The organism is Ruegeria sp. G10, assembly GCF_056533645.1.
On the sequence record NZ_JBQFOQ010000010.1, the window covers coordinates 32,192 to 47,458 of the forward strand.

The 15,267-nt window shown below is 61.6% G+C and carries 22 protein-coding genes; 13 read left to right on the top strand and 9 right to left on the bottom strand.

The annotated features are described in order from the left end of the window. Positions 1-8: 8 nt before the first annotated feature. Positions 9-362 carry a DNA-directed RNA polymerase subunit omega gene (rpoZ, locus tag ACR0KM_RS16375; RefSeq protein ID WP_010437681.1) on the bottom strand — a complete coding sequence of 118 codons (354 nt, stop codon included), beginning with the start codon at positions 360-362 and terminating at the stop codon, positions 9-11. 94 nt (positions 363-456) lie between these two features. Beyond that, complete coding sequence (gene folK / locus ACR0KM_RS16380) at positions 457-1,038, bottom strand: 2-amino-4-hydroxy-6-hydroxymethyldihydropteridine diphosphokinase (RefSeq protein WP_480860342.1); 582 nt, start codon at positions 1,036-1,038, stop codon at positions 457-459. A gap of 125 nt (positions 1,039-1,163) precedes the next feature. Here folK and ACR0KM_RS16385 point away from each other — a divergent pair, with 125 nt between their 5' ends. From ACR0KM_RS16385 to ACR0KM_RS16415, 7 genes are all read left to right on the top strand, one after another. Continuing rightward, positions 1,164-1,736 carry a LabA-like NYN domain-containing protein gene (locus tag ACR0KM_RS16385; protein ID WP_480824669.1) on the top strand — a complete coding sequence of 191 codons (573 nt, stop codon included), beginning with the start codon at positions 1,164-1,166 and terminating at the stop codon, positions 1,734-1,736. A gap of 202 nt (positions 1,737-1,938) precedes the next feature. Continuing rightward, on the top strand, positions 1,939-2,889 hold the full coding sequence (ispH, locus tag ACR0KM_RS16390) for a 4-hydroxy-3-methylbut-2-enyl diphosphate reductase (RefSeq protein WP_480860344.1): 951 nt from the start codon (positions 1,939-1,941) through the stop codon (positions 2,887-2,889). After that, the gene (locus tag ACR0KM_RS16395; RefSeq protein ID WP_480824673.1) at positions 2,886-3,338 is read left to right on the top strand and encodes a DUF3429 domain-containing protein; all 453 of its coding nucleotides are present in this window, start codon (positions 2,886-2,888) and stop codon (positions 3,336-3,338) included. Before ispH ends, ACR0KM_RS16395 begins: the two co-directional genes overlap by 4 nt. Then, a complete protein-coding gene (locus ACR0KM_RS16400; RefSeq protein ID WP_480860346.1) occupies positions 3,335-3,922 on the top strand; it encodes a class I SAM-dependent methyltransferase in 588 nt (195 codons plus the stop codon). Before ACR0KM_RS16395 ends, ACR0KM_RS16400 begins: the two co-directional genes overlap by 4 nt. Beyond that, positions 3,915-4,382 (top strand): ribonuclease HI, encoded by a 468-nt coding sequence (rnhA, locus tag ACR0KM_RS16405; RefSeq protein WP_480860347.1) that lies wholly within the window; start codon positions 3,915-3,917, stop codon positions 4,380-4,382. The genes ACR0KM_RS16400 and rnhA overlap by 8 nt, the downstream gene beginning before the upstream one ends. Next, positions 4,379-5,002 carry a trimeric intracellular cation channel family protein gene (locus tag ACR0KM_RS16410; protein WP_480860349.1) on the top strand — a complete coding sequence of 208 codons (624 nt, stop codon included), beginning with the start codon at positions 4,379-4,381 and terminating at the stop codon, positions 5,000-5,002. The genes rnhA and ACR0KM_RS16410 overlap by 4 nt, the downstream gene beginning before the upstream one ends. 16 nt (positions 5,003-5,018) lie before the next feature. Continuing rightward, entirely contained in the window at positions 5,019-5,618 is a 600-nt protein-coding gene (locus ACR0KM_RS16415) for a COG3904 family protein (protein WP_480860352.1), read from the top strand. Positions 5,619-5,624: 6 nt separating this feature from the next. On the opposite strand, the gene ACR0KM_RS16420 is transcribed toward ACR0KM_RS16415, so the two are convergent. Genes ACR0KM_RS16420 through def (ACR0KM_RS16440) form a run of 5 tightly spaced genes read right to left on the bottom strand, consistent with a single transcriptional unit; the run spans position 5,625 to position 8,053 of the window. Beyond that, entirely contained in the window at positions 5,625-5,861 is a 237-nt protein-coding gene (locus tag ACR0KM_RS16420; RefSeq protein WP_480824683.1) for a GlsB/YeaQ/YmgE family stress response membrane protein, read from the bottom strand. A gap of 1 nt (position 5,862) precedes the next feature. After that, on the bottom strand, positions 5,863-6,099 hold the full coding sequence (locus tag ACR0KM_RS16425; RefSeq protein ID WP_480534255.1) for a hypothetical protein: 237 nt from the start codon (positions 6,097-6,099) through the stop codon (positions 5,863-5,865). Positions 6,100-6,105: 6 nt separating this feature from the next. Then, entirely contained in the window at positions 6,106-7,020 is a 915-nt protein-coding gene (gene fmt, locus ACR0KM_RS16430; RefSeq protein WP_480860354.1) for a methionyl-tRNA formyltransferase, read from the bottom strand. 23 nt (positions 7,021-7,043) lie between these two features. Continuing rightward, positions 7,044-7,538, bottom strand: a complete 495-nt coding sequence (gene def / locus ACR0KM_RS16435; protein ID WP_480860356.1) for a peptide deformylase — start codon at positions 7,536-7,538, stop codon at positions 7,044-7,046. After that, positions 7,535-8,053 (bottom strand): peptide deformylase, encoded by a 519-nt coding sequence (gene def / locus ACR0KM_RS16440; RefSeq protein WP_480860358.1) that lies wholly within the window; start codon positions 8,051-8,053, stop codon positions 7,535-7,537. Before def (ACR0KM_RS16440) ends, def (ACR0KM_RS16435) begins: the two co-directional genes overlap by 4 nt. A 94-nt stretch (positions 8,054-8,147) precedes the next feature. Here def (ACR0KM_RS16440) and ACR0KM_RS16445 point away from each other — a divergent pair, with 94 nt between their 5' ends. Together ACR0KM_RS16445 and ACR0KM_RS16450 are read left to right on the top strand one after the other, a co-directional pair. After that, on the top strand, positions 8,148-9,320 hold the full coding sequence (locus ACR0KM_RS16445; protein WP_480860360.1) for a MalY/PatB family protein: 1,173 nt from the start codon (positions 8,148-8,150) through the stop codon (positions 9,318-9,320). A 22-nt stretch (positions 9,321-9,342) separates the two neighbouring features. Then, the gene (locus ACR0KM_RS16450) at positions 9,343-10,041 is read left to right on the top strand and encodes a fumarylacetoacetate hydrolase family protein (RefSeq protein WP_480860361.1); all 699 of its coding nucleotides are present in this window, start codon (positions 9,343-9,345) and stop codon (positions 10,039-10,041) included. A gap of 84 nt (positions 10,042-10,125) precedes the next feature. Here the strand turns inward: ACR0KM_RS16450 and ACR0KM_RS16455 are convergent, their stop codons facing one another. Then, positions 10,126-10,479 (bottom strand): hypothetical protein, encoded by a 354-nt coding sequence (locus tag ACR0KM_RS16455; RefSeq protein ID WP_480824695.1) that lies wholly within the window; start codon positions 10,477-10,479, stop codon positions 10,126-10,128. Positions 10,480-10,692: 213 nt separating this feature from the next. Here ACR0KM_RS16455 and ACR0KM_RS16460 point away from each other — a divergent pair, with 213 nt between their 5' ends. After that, a complete protein-coding gene (locus ACR0KM_RS16460) occupies positions 10,693-11,682 on the top strand; it encodes a glutathione S-transferase family protein (protein WP_480860363.1) in 990 nt (329 codons plus the stop codon). On the opposite strand, the gene ACR0KM_RS16465 is transcribed toward ACR0KM_RS16460, so the two are convergent. Beyond that, entirely contained in the window at positions 11,664-12,026 is a 363-nt protein-coding gene (locus ACR0KM_RS16465; RefSeq protein WP_480534714.1) for a response regulator transcription factor, read from the bottom strand. The two genes, ACR0KM_RS16460 and ACR0KM_RS16465, sit on opposite strands and share 19 nt — an antisense overlap. 182 nt (positions 12,027-12,208) lie before the next feature. Between ACR0KM_RS16465 and ACR0KM_RS16470 the strand changes: the two genes are divergently transcribed. From ACR0KM_RS16470 to ACR0KM_RS16480, 3 genes are read left to right on the top strand one after another with little or no spacing between them, the layout of a single operon-like run. Beyond that, a complete protein-coding gene (locus tag ACR0KM_RS16470; protein WP_480860365.1) occupies positions 12,209-13,174 on the top strand; it encodes a threonine-phosphate decarboxylase in 966 nt (321 codons plus the stop codon). After that, positions 13,171-14,091 carry an adenosylcobinamide-phosphate synthase CbiB gene (cbiB, locus tag ACR0KM_RS16475; RefSeq protein ID WP_480860367.1) on the top strand — a complete coding sequence of 307 codons (921 nt, stop codon included), beginning with the start codon at positions 13,171-13,173 and terminating at the stop codon, positions 14,089-14,091. The genes ACR0KM_RS16470 and cbiB overlap by 4 nt, the downstream gene beginning before the upstream one ends. 10 nt (positions 14,092-14,101) lie before the next feature. Beyond that, positions 14,102-15,265, top strand: a complete 1,164-nt coding sequence (locus ACR0KM_RS16480) for a lytic murein transglycosylase (RefSeq protein WP_480860369.1) — start codon at positions 14,102-14,104, stop codon at positions 15,263-15,265. The last annotated feature ends 2 nt before the right edge of the window (positions 15,266-15,267 follow it).

The window sequence follows — 15,267 nt, forward strand, 5'->3', positions numbered from 1 at the left end:
TCTGGGCTTTACCCCTGGCCCTGAGCCTCCATCAGAGCGCGCAGGAGTTTTTCTTCGGACATGTCGTCATCCGCAGGCTTGTCGGATTCCGCACCCATCAGCAGCGCCATCTGATCTTCTTCAGGCTCGTCCACCTCGATCTGGGTCTGGTTGGCCTCGATCAGACGCTCGCGCAGCTCATCGGCGCTTTGGGTTTCGTCGGCGATTTCGCGCAGCGAGACAACGGGGTTCTTGTCGTTGTCGCGGTCGACGGTGATCGGGCCACCGGCGGAAATCTCGCGTGCCCGGTGGGCGGCAAGCATCACCAGTTCGAACCGGTTCGGGACCTTGTCTACACAATCTTCGACCGTAACGCGGGCCATTGGGCGCTCTCCGTAAATGAATCCGTGGCAGGAAGGGGTTTATCTAAGCGCGAATCCCCGCCTTGACAAGCAGGAAATGCCGCAAATGCGAGGATCACAGAGGCGTGACCGCTGCCACATCTGCAGGCGGCAGCGCAGCCACCATCTGCGCCACGGTCTGCCCCAGCACCGGATGGGTCCAATCAGGCGCCACATCACCCATCGGCACCAGCACAAAGGCGCGATCCTGCAGGCGGGGATGGGGCAGGATCAGCTGGTCGGGCGCGGATTTGATCTGATCTTCGGGCGGCAGGGTCAGCCAGCGCTGATATTCCGCCGGATCGGGCAGAACCCGGTCGCCCCAGCAGACCAGATCCAGATCCAGCGTACGCATGCCCCAGCGCTGAACCCGCGCGCGGCCAAAGTCATGCTCGATCCGGTGCAGCAGGTCCAGAACCTGCTGCGGTGTCAGTTCGGTTTCGACCAGAACCGCCGCATTGACGTAGTCCGGTCCCGCCCCCGCCGGAAAGCACGGCGTGGCAAAATACCGGCTTGTGGCGCGAATCATCAGACCGGCCTTCGCCAGTTCCATCACTGACTGCTCAAGTGTCACCTTGGGCCCATTATCTCTCAGGCTGAGATTTGCACCGAGTGCAATGACCGCTTTTGACAAGGAATTGTCCACTTTTAACCCCATATTCCGTCCAGAGAATGCTTGCGATGTAAGCTAAAACGCCTATTTTAGGGTCACCATTGCACTGACCAATTACTTTTCACTCACGGAGCTCACAGTGCGGTGGCTTATACCGGAAGGACCATTTTATGTTTTACAAAGACGAACGGCTAGCGCTGTTCATCGACGGCTCGAATCTTTACGCAGCCGCCAAAGCACTGGGGTTTGACATCGACTACAAGTTGCTGCGTCAGGAATTCATGCGCAGAGGCAAACTGCTTAGAGCTTTCTACTACACAGCGCTACTGGAAAATGACGAGTATTCCCCGATCAGACCTCTGGTGGACTGGCTGCACTATAACGGCTTCACCATGGTCACCAAACCGGCCAAGGAATACACCGACAGCATGGGGCGTCGGAAAGTCAAAGGAAACATGGATATCGAACTGACCGTTGATGCCATGGAACTGGCACCGCGCGTTGATCATATCGTGCTGTTCTCGGGCGATGGGGATTTCCGCCCGCTGATAGCCAGCCTGCAGCGGCAGGGCGTACGCGTTTCGGTCGTGTCGACCATCCGCAGCCAGCCGCCGATGATCTCGGACGAGCTGCGCCGTCAGGCCGACAACTTCATTGAACTGGAAGACCTGCGCGACGTGATCGGGCGGCCTCCGCGCGAAATGCCCTCTGAACCGCGCAGCGTCGCCGCTGCCGGGCAGTGATATCGCCGCACCCCACCACTCACCACATGGGGATACGCGAGAATATGCGCGGCCAGGGCAAACGCTCTGGCCGCGCGACTTTAAAGGGTTAGGTGCTCAAAACACCTCTTTGCTAACAGCGATTCATGTCAGGTAAATGACGCGCTCCTGTCTGGACCATGGCAATGAAAAGACCTAGGTGTTCGGTCGAGGAGAACGCCGAATGACAAAGCCGCCGCTGACATTGTTTCTGGCCGCCCCGCGCGGGTTCTGTGCGGGTGTGGACCGCGCGATCAAGATCGTGGAAATGGCGCTGCAGAAATGGGGGGCGCCAGTCTATGTGCGCCATGAGATCGTGCATAACAAATTCGTCGTCGACGGGCTGCGCGCCAAAGGTGCGGTGTTTGTCGAAGAGCTGGACGAATGCCCCGATGATCGCCCCGTGATCTTTTCTGCCCACGGGGTGCCGAAATCGGTACCCGCCACAGCAGAACGGCGTGAGATGATCTATGTGGACGCGACCTGCCCTCTGGTCTCGAAGGTTCATGTCGAGGCGCAGCGCCATGCGGATGCGGGGCTGCAGATGATCATGATCGGCCATAAAGGCCATCCCGAAACCGTCGGCACCATGGGGCAATTGCCCGAGGGCGAGGTTCTGCTGGTCGAAACAGTCGAAGATGTGGCCGAGGTCGCCGTGCGGGATCCCGAAAAGCTGGCCTTTGTCACCCAGACGACTCTGTCGGTCGATGACACTAAGGACATTATTGCGGCGCTCGAAGCGCGGTTTCCGGCGATCGTCGGACCGCATAAGGAAGACATCTGTTATGCCACCACCAACCGGCAGGAAGCGGTAAAGGCGGTTGCGCCGAAATCCGACGCGCTGCTGGTGGTGGGCGCGCCGAACTCGTCCAATTCACGCCGTCTGGTCGAGGTAGCCGCGCGCGCGGGCTGCAATTACGCGCAACTGGTGCAGCGCGCGACCGAGATCGACTGGCGCGCGCTGGAGGGCATTTCCAGTGTTGCCATCACCGCCGGGGCCTCGGCCCCCGAGGTGCTGGTGAACGAGGTGATTGACGCCTTCCGCGACCATTACGATGTCACCGTCGAGCTGGTCGAAACCGCCGTGGAAAACGTCGAGTTCAAAGTGCCCCGCGTCCTGCGGCAACCGGCATGAGCGGCATCCCCCGCGCGCCGCTATTCCTTGGGCTGGCCGGGCTGATCCCGTTCGTCTGGGGCGCGCTGACCTATCTGAGCGGCGATCTGAACGATTGGGGCCGGCAGGAACTGGGGTCGCGGTTCGTGGGACCGTATGTTCAGTTGTTCTACGGTTCAGTGATCCTGAGCTTCATGTCGGGCGTGTTGTGGGGCTTTGCCACCAAAACCTCAGGCAGCAAGGCGACGACCTGTTATACGCTGTCCGTTCTGCCCGCGCTGTGGGCATTTTTCATGACCGGCGGCGGGCCAGTCAGTGCCGGGACGAACCTGATGTACGGGTTCGCTGGTTTACTCGTGCTGGATGCGCTGTTCTCGTATTGGCGGCTAACCCCGGTCTGGTGGATGCGCCTGCGCATCCTGCTGACCTGCGTGGTATTGGCCTGTCTTGCGGTAGGAGTTTACCTGTGACCGACGAACGAACGATCGACGCCTATACGGCGCGCGTCGCGGATTATCTGAACATCCCCCTGCCCCCCGAACAACTTGAGGCGCGGCAGGCCTTTGCCGACGCAGTTGGCGTGGGCGGCTATGTGCTGGATCTGGGCTCGGGCCCCGGATCCGACAGCGCATTTCTGATGCGGCAGGGGCTGAAGGTGCGGGCGCTGGACGCGACGCCTACCTTTGTCGACCATGCGCGCGAGAACGGCGTGGATGCGCATCTGGGCACGTTTGATGATGTCACGGAAGTCGCCGAATATGACGGCATCTATGCCAGCTTTTCCCTGCTGCACGCTCCGCGCGCCGATTTCCCCCGCCATCTTGGTGCGATCCACACGGCGCTGAAACCCGGTGGTCAACTGTTTCTTGGCATGAAACTGGGCACAGGCGAGCACCGCGACGGCATTGATCGATACTATACCTATTACTCGGAGGCCGAGATCGAGGCCGCTCTGACCGAGGCCGGGTTCACCATTGACCGCGCTGTCAAAGGGGTGGGCAAAGGTCTGGCCGGGTCATATGACGGGTTCATTCTGGTGTTTGCCCATGCCTGATCTTTTTGCCTATACCGACGGAGCTTGTTCCGGCAATCCCGGCCCCGGCGGCTGGGGTGTGTTACTGCGCGCGATGGATGGCGAGACTGTCCTGAAAGAGCGCGAGCTGAGCGGCGGCGAGGCGGAAACCACCAACAACCGGATGGAACTGCTGGCCGCGATCAGCGCCTTGGAAACGCTGGAGCGGCCCTCGAAACTGACCATCGTCACCGACAGTGCCTATGTGAAGAACGGCGTGACGGGGTGGATTTACGGGTGGAAGCGGAATGGCTGGAAGACCTCGAACAAGAAGCCTGTGAAGAATGTCGATCTGTGGCAGCGGCTGGATGAAGCCGCACAGAGACACGAGGTGACGTGGGAATGGGTCAAGGGCCATGCAGGCCACCCCGAGAATGAACGTGCGGACGAACTGGCCCGCGCAGGCATGGCCCCGTTCAAACCCAAGAAAGAGCAGGCGTGAGCGGGCTCGCCCTGCTGGACTACGCCTCGGTTCTGGTCTTTGCACTGACCGGAGCCCTGGTGGCCAGCCGGGCGCAGCTGGACCTGATTGGCTTTGCCTTTATCGCCTGTCTGACGGCTGTGGGCGGCGGCACTGTGCGCGACCTGCTGCTGGACCGGCATCCGATCTTCTGGGTCGGCCAGCCCGATTACATCCTGATCGCCTGCGGTGCGGCGATCCTGGTCTTTTTCACCGCCCATCTGGTCGAGAGCCGCTATAACCTGCTGATCTGGCTGGACAGCTTCGCCCTGTCGATTGCGGTGGCCGCGGGCACGGCAGCGGCGCTGTCGCTGGGCCAATCCGGCATCATCGTCGTTCTGATGGGCATTACCACCGGCTGTCTGGGTGGGTTGATGCGCGATGTGGTCTGCAACGAGGTGCCACTGGTTTTGAAACAGGGTGAGCTATACGTCTCTTGCGCCTTTGCCGGAGCCCTGACAGCAGTGCTGGCCACACGCACGGGGTTCGAGGGTCTGCCTGCGCTCGGGATATGCGCGCTTGTATGCTGGGCATTGCGGGCCGGGTCGCTGTTGTTTGGGTGGCGGCTGCCGGTCTATAAAGCCCGACCACCACGGCAATAGGGCTTAGGACGACAGAATGACCTTTCGATTTTCATATCTGGCTGCGGCGCTGCTGCTGGCGGGATGTGCAGCCCCCTACACGCCGGTCAGTTTCACGGCGCAGGGGACTCAAATCGTGGCCAGCGGCACCATCGACCACACGACCTTAAGCGCGTTTGAAGAGGTGATCGCCGACAATCCCGGGGCGCAGACGCTGGTGCTGCAGAACATCGAAGGCTCGGTCGATGATGACGCCAATGTGGTCTTCAGCCGCGTGGTGCGCGCGGAAGGGTTCGATACGGTGGTGCCCTCGGACGGGCTGGTCGCCTCGGGCGGGACCGACCTGTTTCTGGCGGGCAACCGGCGGGTGCTGGAACCCGGGGCCTGCGTCGGCGTCCACAGTTGGGGCGGCGGTGGGTATGTGGCCGCTGAATTACCCAAGGACCATCCGGAACATGACCGATACCTGGATTACTTTGAGGATATCGGGGTCGACCCTGCTTTCTACTGGTTCACGCTGGATGCTGCGCCAGAAGACGAGATTCACTGGATGACATCCGCAGAGGTAAACCGCTTCGCAATGACATCGCGCGCGGCTTCGGATCTGGGAAATGCAGCCCTTTGCGACGCGAGATAACCCGATTCAGCGCCGCAGATAGGTCTTCCAGACCCAAATCACCAGCAAAGCCCCCAGCACCGCACCGACAAAGCCCGAGAGCCATCCCATCATCGTGATCAAAGTGCGCAGGATCAATCCACCGATCAGCGCACCAATGATGCCAATGAACATCGTCGTGGGGATATCGGCCTCGATCCGCATCAGGCGGGTGGCCAGGAACCCGGCGGCGGCTCCGATGATGATCAGGGCGACGATGGGCATGTCACTTCCTCCAATGCGTGGGCACGATGATCAGGGCGCCGATCGACGACAGCACCGCGTCCAATCCCGGCGGGCCAAAGCTGATGCCGAACATGATGCGGACGAAATAGAACAAGAAGGCCCCACCCACGCAGATGATGATGGACGGCAGGTAACCGTTATGGGTAAAGCCGGTCTTTTCCGACAGATAGCCCACGATCCCGGCGATCACGACGGTGCCCATCAGGATCATGAACATCTGGCTTTACTCCGATGTCAGGCGGGTACCGACCGGGATAGGCCAGCCCCGCAGAAAAGTTTCGCTATCCTGCGCGCCTTTGCCTGCCCTTTGCAAGCGCAGCAGCTCGACCGCGCCGTCGCCGCAGGCCACGCGGAGGTGGTCGTCCAGAACCTCACCCGGAATGCCCTGGCCCTCGGCCAGTCGAGAGGCGAGAAGTTTGATCCGGTCGCCTTCAATCTCGGTCCACGCACCGGGGAAAGGGGACAGCCCGCGGATTTTCCGATCTACTTCGATGGCTGGCGCTGACCAGTCGATCCGCGCTTCGGCCTTGTCAATCTTGGCGGCGTAGGTGACGCCCTCTTCGGGCTGCGGATCGGGGGTCAGATCGGGCAGCTTGCTCAGCGCCTCAACGATCAAGGCCGCACCCATATCCGAGAGGCGATCATGGAGCTGCGCGGTCGTTTCCTCGGGCCCGATAGCGGTGGTCTCGCGCAGCAGAACGGGGCCGGTATCCAGCCCAGCCTCCATCTGCATGATGCAGATACCGGTCTGCGCATCGCCCGCCATGATCGCGCGGTGGATCGGCGCGGCCCCGCGCCAGCGCGGCAGCAGGCTGGCATGGATGTTCAGGCAGCCCTGGGCGGGCGCGTCCAGGATCGGTTGCGGCAGCAGCAGCCCATAGGCCGCAACCACCGCCACTTCGGCGTTCAGCGCGGCAAAGTCGGCCTGTTCCTCGGGCGATCTCAGCGATCGGGGATGGCGCACTGTTAGGCCCAGCGCCTCGGCCCGCGCATGGACCGGAGTTGGGCGATCTTTCTTGCCCCGGCCTGCAGGGCGCGGAGGCTGACAATAGACGGCGGCAATCTCGTGGCCTGCTTCGACCAGGGCATCCAGCACCGGCACTGAGAAATCAGGGGTTCCCATGAAGATGATGCGCATACGTCCCTCCGTAGGATGGGGTTTCACCCCATCTTCTTTGCCTTGCGCAGCAGCATGTCGCGTTTGACCTTGCTGAGCCGGTCGAAATACATGCGCCCGTTTAGATGGTCGATCTGGTGCTGCACGCTTGTGGCCTCGATGCCCACGAAATCGCGGCGGTCGATCTGGCCCTGTTCATTCAGAAATTTCACCGTCACCGCGCGCGGGCGTTTCACCTTGGCCGAGACGCTGGGCAGGTTCGGGCTGGCCTCGTCATGTTCGCGCAGCTCGCCCGAGCTGTGCAGGATTTCGGGATTGGCCAGACGTACTGCCCTGCCCCGCTGGGTGGAGCCATCGACCACGGCCAGCCGCAGCATCACCCCGATCTGGGGCGCGGCAAGGCCGACGCCGGGCATCGCCTCCATCGTGTCGATCATGTCGTCCCAGATGGCGCGGATGTCGTCGGTGATCTCGGGGACATCCTCGGCCTTGGTGCGCAGGCGCTTGTCGGGCCATGGCAGGCAGGTCCGCACCGTCATGTGCGGGCCTGTTCGCGCTTCAGCTTTTGCATCTTGCGGGTGATCATCTGACGCTTGAGCGGTTTGAGATAGTCGATGAAGAGCTTACCGTTCAGATGGTCGATCTCATGCTGCACGCAGGTGGCCCAGAGGTCGTCAAAGGTTTCCTGCTGCAGATTGCCGTCACGGTCCAGCCATGTGACGTCCACCGTTTTGGGGCGGGTGACCTCGGCATATTGCTCGGGGATCGACAGGCAGCCTTCCTCGTAGACATTGGTCTCGTCCGAGGACGCGATGACCTCGGGGTTAAACATCACCAGCGGGCGCGGGGCCTCGCCTTCTTCCTTGACGCAATCCACCACGATCAGCCGATCCAGCACTCCGATCTGCGGCGCCGCAAGGCCAATGCCAGGCGCGTCATACATCGTCTCCAGCATGTCGTCGGCCAGTTTGCGCAGGTCGTCGGTGATGTCGGCCACCGGCGCGCAGACCTTTTTCAGGCGGGGATCGGGATGGATCAGGATATTGCGTTTCATGAGGCTGATTTAGGCCATCGCGCCCGCCACCGCAACGGCCCCCTTGCACATGGCGGATTTGAGGTTAGCTTTCGCCTCGACAGATGGAGATGACATGACTTTCAACGACCTGATCGACCGCCGGGGCACACAGTCTTCGAAATGGGACAAGATGGAGCACCTGTACGGCGTCTCGCCCGAGGATGGGCTGGCGATGTGGACCGCCGATTCCGATTATGCCACCGCCCCTTGCGTGATCGAGGCGGTGCGCAAGGCAGCCGATCATGGGGCGTTCGGCTATTCGTGGATGTATCCGGAGTATCTGAACGCGATCCAGTGGTGGATGAAGACCCGCCACAACTGGGAGATCGACACCGATTGGATTCTGACCTCGCAAGGGTTGGGCAACGCGATTGCACTATGTCTGGATGTGTGGAGCGAGCCCGGGGATGGGATCGTGATCTTCTCGCCCGTTTACCACGAGTTTGCGCATAAGGTGAACAAGGCGGGCCGCCGCGTGGTGGAATGCCCGCTGGTGCGGGACGGAGAGACCTATGCGCTGGATCTGGACGATGCGCAGTCGCGGCTGGACGGGTCTGAAAAGCTGCTGCTGTGGTGCTCGCCGCAGAACCCCTCGGGTCGGGTCTGGACACCAGAGGAGCTGCGCGCGGTGGCGGCATTCGCCGAACGCAACGGCTTGATCTTGGTCTCGGACGAGATTCACCACGATCTGGTCTATCCCGGCCATACCTTCGTACCGATGGATGTGGCCGCACCGGATGCGCGGGCGTGGACCGTGACGCTGACGGCGGCCTCGAAGACCTTCAACATCGCGGGCCAGCGCACCGGCAACATGATCATCCCCGACGCCAAGCTGCGGGCCGAGATGAAGCACCGGTTGCAGACGCTGGATTATGACCCCAGCGCGCTGGGGGTGGCGATGATCACCGCCGCCTATTCTCCGGAAGGGGCGGCATGGGTCGACGCGCAGATCGCGCATCTGGCCGAGAACTGTCGGGTGTTCGACGCCGCCATCGCCGAGATTCCGGGCCTGTGGTCGATGCCGCTGCAGGCGACCTATCTGGCTTGGGTCGATTTCTCGGGCACCGGGATGGATCACGATGAATTCGTGAAGCGTCTGCGCGAGGACGCCCGGATCGCCACATCCTCGGGCCCCGGGTTCGGCACCGGCGGCGAGACGTTTGAGCGGTTCAATCTGGCCACGCAACGCGCACGGGTGGAAGAAGCCTGCACGCGGCTGAAGGCAGCCTTCGGCGATTTGCAATAAGCCTTACAGACGGAGGCACGTCATGCCCGAGACCCTATTTACGCTGCCGGACATCCCAAGCATCCCGGTGCAGGGGGAACAGGCGACCTATCCGATCGGGCGGATTTTCTGCGTGGGCCGCAATTATGCCGCCCATGCCGCCGAGATGGGGCATGAGGTGGATCGCCAGACGCCGTTCTATTTCACCAAATCCGCGCCTAACGCGGTTTTGACGGGCGCATCTGTGCCGTATCCTGCGGGCACCGAGGATTATCAGCACGAAATGGAACTGGCCGTCGCCATCGGCACACCGGTTTTTCAGGCTACTGCGGCGCAGGCCCATGCCGCAATCTTTGGCTATGGGTGCGCGCTGGACATGACGCGCCGCGACCTGCAGATCCGCGAACGCAACAAACAGCGCCCCTGGGATCTGGGTAAGGATGTGGAAAACGGCGCAGTTTTCGCTCCGCTGACCCGTGCCGGTCACTGGAGCCCATCGGGTGACAAGCGCATCCACCTCAGCGTCAATGGGAAGGTGACACAGGATGCCACACTGTCAGAGCTGGTCTGGAAGATCGACGAATTGATCTGCCACCTGTCGGGTTTCTATCACCTGCGCCCCGGCGATCTGATCCTGACCGGAACGCCCGCCGGTGTCGGACCCGTTGTCGCCGGAGATCGCATCGAAGGCGGCATCGATGGGCTGGCCCCGGTACATCTGACTCTGACGGAGCCCAACTAATCGGTCCCGCCGCAAACCGGGAAGCTTTGGGCTCCAATGCTCCGAGAACGCCCCCAGTCTGGCGAGGGGTTAAAGATTGAAGGTTCAGTCGCGGTTTTCAAGCAAAGCAATCGGCGCATCCGGTGCGCGGTAGAAATCCAGCGGAGCCTGATCAGCGGCCACGGTGCTGCGCTTGAATTCATAGCGCATTTCACCCAGCGCTTCCTCATCCGCGATGATCAGGCATTGATACATGTGATTGGCCCCGTCATAGATATCGACTAGCCCGCGCAAACGCGGTGTCGTTTCGGCCTCGACGGTGAAACCGTCCTTCCACAATGTCAGAATTTTGAAGGTATTGTCGCCCATTTCCACCCGCAAACGGCTGGATTTCTTAAGGGTCGCGATTCGGGCCGCATCCAGTTCGGCGCGAATTTCCCTTGAAACATAGGTACTCATAATCAATTTCCCCCGCTAACTCAGTCTATTTTGGACCAGCATGTGTAAAAATCCAGTGAACTACGTCACTTGGATCTTCGGATTTGTGTTCTGTTGCACAGCAGTGCCCTCTGGGTCTGTGCACGGATGCAGGCCAGATGCGCGCGCGATGAAATAGGAACATGGGCGCGGGCGGCCTATCTTTGCCTCAATCGCAAAGCGAAAGGACAAACGATGGGCCTACTTGTCGACGGCGTATGGCATGACACCTGGTATGACACCAAATCCACAGGCGGGGCGTTCAAACGCTCGGCTGCGCAGTTTCGCAATTGGATTACCGCCGATGGCGCGCCCGGCCCCTCGGGGCGTGGCGGGTTCGATGCGGAATCGGGTCGCTATCATCTTTACGTCTCTCATGCCTGCCCCTGGGCGCACCGCACCCTGATCTTTCGCGAACTGAAGGGGCTGAGCGATCACATCTCTGTCTCGGTGGTGCATCCCGATATGCTGGACAAGGGCTGGACCTTTGAGACTGACAGTCAGGGCGCGACGGGCGATCGGCTGTTCGGGCATGACTTTGCCCATCAAATCTATACGCGCGCCGATCCCAACTACTCGGGCCGGGTCACCGTGCCGATTCTTTGGGACAAGGTTGAGAAGACCATCGTCTCGAACGAAAGCTCCGAGATCATCCGGATGTTCAACTCGGCCTTCAACGAAATCACCGGCAATCATGACGACTACTGGCCCGAGGGCATGCGCGACCAGATCGAAGAGGTCAACGCGCGCATTTATTCGGACGTGAACAACGGGGTCTACAAATCCGGCTTTGCCACCACGCAAGAGGCCTATGACACCGCCGTCGGCCCACTGTTCGACACGCTGGACTGGCTGGAAGACCGGCTGGGCCGCAACCGTTACCTGATGGGCGACCGTCTCACCGAAGCCGACTGGCGGCTGTTCACCACCCTGATCCGGTTCGATCCGGTCTATCACCTGCATTTCAAATGCAATAAGCGGCGGCTGGTCGATTACCCAAACCTATGGGCCTACACCCGTGAGCTGTATCAATGGCCCGGCGTGGCCGATACGGTCAATATGAACCACATCGTGCGCCACTATCATTATAGCCACGAGAGCATAAACCCGCACCGGATCATCCCGGTGAACCCGGTGCTGGACTATTCAGAACCTCACGGGCGGGATCAGCGCCCGGCGGCGTAGTGTTCGACCATAGCCGCCAGATCCTCGGGCGGGGTCGAGCTTTGGACATAAGCGCAGGCATTGGCGCTGTGGGCAAAGATTGAACCGTCCGAGAAGAAGGTGGTGTTGGTGACAAAAATAACCCGCGCGTCAGGGCGGCGATAGCTGGCGAAATCGGCGACCGCCAGCGCGCTGCCGGTTTCCAGAACCAGATCCAGCACGATGATCTCAAAATCGGTGCCATACAGCGCAAGGATCGCCGCCTCTTGCGTCTCAACCAATGTGACCTCGGCCCCCTGCCTTTGCAGATGCCGCTGCCAGACCCGACCGAGGTCGGGGTTACTCTCAACAATCAGTACTTTCATTTGCAATAACCTCGGCACGTGATATGGGTGAGTAGGTGCCGACCCCTGTGGTCCGTGATCACGCGATTTCCTTAACAAAGTGTTAACGATGCCTGCACAGGCCCGTGATCCGGCGGATTCGCTTGTGCGAACGGCAAAAATCCGCTTGAAGCAGCGCAAGACGGCGATTCCGGCAGGGGCAGATGTTTGGACAGGATGACAGGTTGAACCCGCGGGGCACGCGCGATCATGGCGGCGGGCTCGACGGAGCTATGGCGCGCTATGGCGGCGCGCGCAGCGACTGGATCGACCTGTCCACCGGGATCAATCCCCACCCCTACCCGGTATCCGGGCTGCAGCCCCCGGACTGGATGGAACTGCCCGATCATGGCGCGTTCCAACGCCTGTCGGACGCGGCGCGCGGCTTCTGGAATGTGCCGGACGGGGCAGAGATTCTACCCGCACCCGGCGCGTCTGCCGTCATCGCGCGCATCCCTGCGCTGGCTCAGACGGGGTGTGTTGAGATCACGCCACCAACCTACAATGAACACGCGGCAGCCTTTGCGGCGCAGGGCTGGAAGGTACAGGACACTGGCCCAGCCGACGCACGCGTGATTGTGCACCCTAACAATCCCGATGGCCGCCTCTGGCAACAGGCGGATGCCAATGCCGCACTCACTGTTATCGATGAAAGCTTCTGCGATGTCGCGCCCGAGGCGTCATTGGTGCGTCGGGCCGAACGGCCCGGCGTGATCGTGCTGAAAAGCTTTGGCAAATTCTGGGGGTTGGCCGGCCTCCGGTTGGGGTTTGCGATTGGTCACCCGGACTTGATCGCACGCCTGAACGATCTGACGGGCCCGTGGGCAGTCTCCGGTCCTGCCTTGCGGATAGGTGCTCGGGCATTGCTCGATGTGGAATGGGCCGAGGCAACCCGTGTGCGGCTGGCGGACGAGGCCGCGCGGCTGGATCAGCTCATTACCGCCAAAAGTGCAGGTTTGCTGGGCGGCACCAGCCTGTTTCGTCTCTATGAGGTCGACGACGCCGCAGCTTGGCAAGATCGACTGGCAAAGGCACATATCTGGAGCCGTATATTCCCCTATTCCAACACCTATCTGCGCCTTGGTCTACCTCCGACAGCAGGCTGGGCTCGACTTGAGGCTGCGCTGTGAGCACAGCTTTCATCCTGATCTGCGCGCTTTGTTTAGACGCCGCACTGGGTGAGCCAGATTGGCTTTGGTCGCGCCTGCGTCACCCGGCTGTGATGATTGGCACCGCCATCGGCTGGCTGGACACGCAGCTGAATCACGGAAACTCGCGACGGATCAAGGGGGTCATCGTTGTTCTGCTGCTTGTTATGGGCGCGTATCTTTTGGGTCGGGTTCTTGCGCTGCTGGGACCGGTGGCCGAGATCGTGATTTGTGCAGTCCTGCTGGCGCAGAAATCACTTGTCGAGCATGTGCGCGCTGTAGGCGACGGCCTGCGCAGCACGCTGGCCGAGGGGCGGGCGCAGGTTGCAATGATCGTCTCACGCGACACACGCGACATGACCGAGGCACAAGTCGCCCGGTCCGCCATCGAAAGCGCCGCCGAGAACCTCAGCGACGGGGTGATTGCTCCGGCGTTCTGGTTTCTGATCGGAGGGCTGCCCGGACTTTTGATCTACAAGGCCGTCAACACCGCAGACAGCATGATCGGCTATCGCAATGACAAATACGCGGCCTTCGGCTGGGCCGCTGCACGGCTGGATGATCTGCTGAACCTGATCCCGGCGCGGCTGACATTCCTGCTGATCGTGGCCCTGTCCGGCCAATGGTCTCGCTGGGCTGAGATGGTGAGGGATGCCCGCCGTCACGTCTCACCGAACGCAGGCTGGCCCGAGGCCGCCATGGCGCGGGCGCTGAACGTCGCGCTGGCCGGACCGCGCAGTTACGACGGGCAGATGCGGGATCTGGCCTGGGTCAACGGCGATGCCCCGCGCGAAATCGGTGCGGAGGAGATTTTCCGCGCATGTGACATGCTGTGGCGCGTCTGGGGGCTTGCGCTTGGGCTGATCTCGGTGTGGGTTGGGGTCAGCCTGATCTTTTGAAGGACGCCGGATGCGCTTTCTCTCTGCCCTCGTGGCCACCGCCCTGTTCGCCTCGCCCGCCTTTGCCCAATGCGGCGGCGGGTTCAATGCCTTCGTGAAGGGCCTGAAATCCGAGGCGGCCGAGCGTGGTTATGACGCCGCAACCGTCAACGCCTTCTTCCAAGGCGTCCAGCAGGACAATGCGGTGCTGAAAGCCGACCGGGCGCAGGGGGTATTTCAGAAACCGTTCATCGAGTTCTCACGCCGCCTGATCTCGCAAAACCGGATCGACCGGGGCAAGACGATGGCGCAGAAATACGACGCCGTGTTTGACCGGATCGAGGCGGAATATGGCGTCTCGCGTGGGGTGTTGCTGGCATTCTGGGCGTTCGAGACGGACTATGGCGCGTTTCAGGGTGATTTCAACACCCGCAACGCGCTGGTGACGCTGGCCCATGACTGCCGCCGCCCCGAACTGTTCCGGCCGCAGATCTTCGCCGCCATCGAGCTGTACGATCAAGGCGATTTCGACCCCGCCCGCACCACCGGCGCTTGGGCCGGTGAGATCGGCATGGTGCAGATGCTGCCGCAGGACATTCTGGACAATGGCGTCGACGGGGATGGGGATGGTCAGGTCTCGTTGAAAACCTCGGCCCCTGATGCGCTCATGTCGGGGGGCAAGATGCTGTCGCATCTGGGCTGGCAGCCGGGCCAGCCATGGCTGCAAGAGGTGACGGTGCCCGGCACTATGGACTGGTCCCTGTCCGGTCCGGGCAAGCCGCGCGCCGTGTCTGAATGGCAGGCCATGGGGGTAAAGGCACGCAGCGGGTCATTGACCAACCTGCCCGCCTCGCTGATCCTGCCGCAGGGGCACAAAGGGCCTGCGTTTCTGGCCTATCCGAATTTCGACGTCTATTTCGAATGGAACCAGAGCTTTGTCTATGTCCTGACCGCCGCCTATTTCGGGACGCGGCTGGAGGGTGGTCAGATCTATGACGTAGGCAACCCGGCTCCGGGGCTTTCTGGCGCGCAGATGAAGCAACTGCAGAGCAAGCTGCAGGCGCGCGGGCATGACGTCGGCAAGATCGATGGCATTCTGGGCGCAGGTACGCGGGCTGCGGTTCAGGCCGAGCAAGTGCGGCTGGGGTTGCCAGCGGATGCTTGGCCAACGCCTGAGCTGCTGAAGCGCCTTTAGCA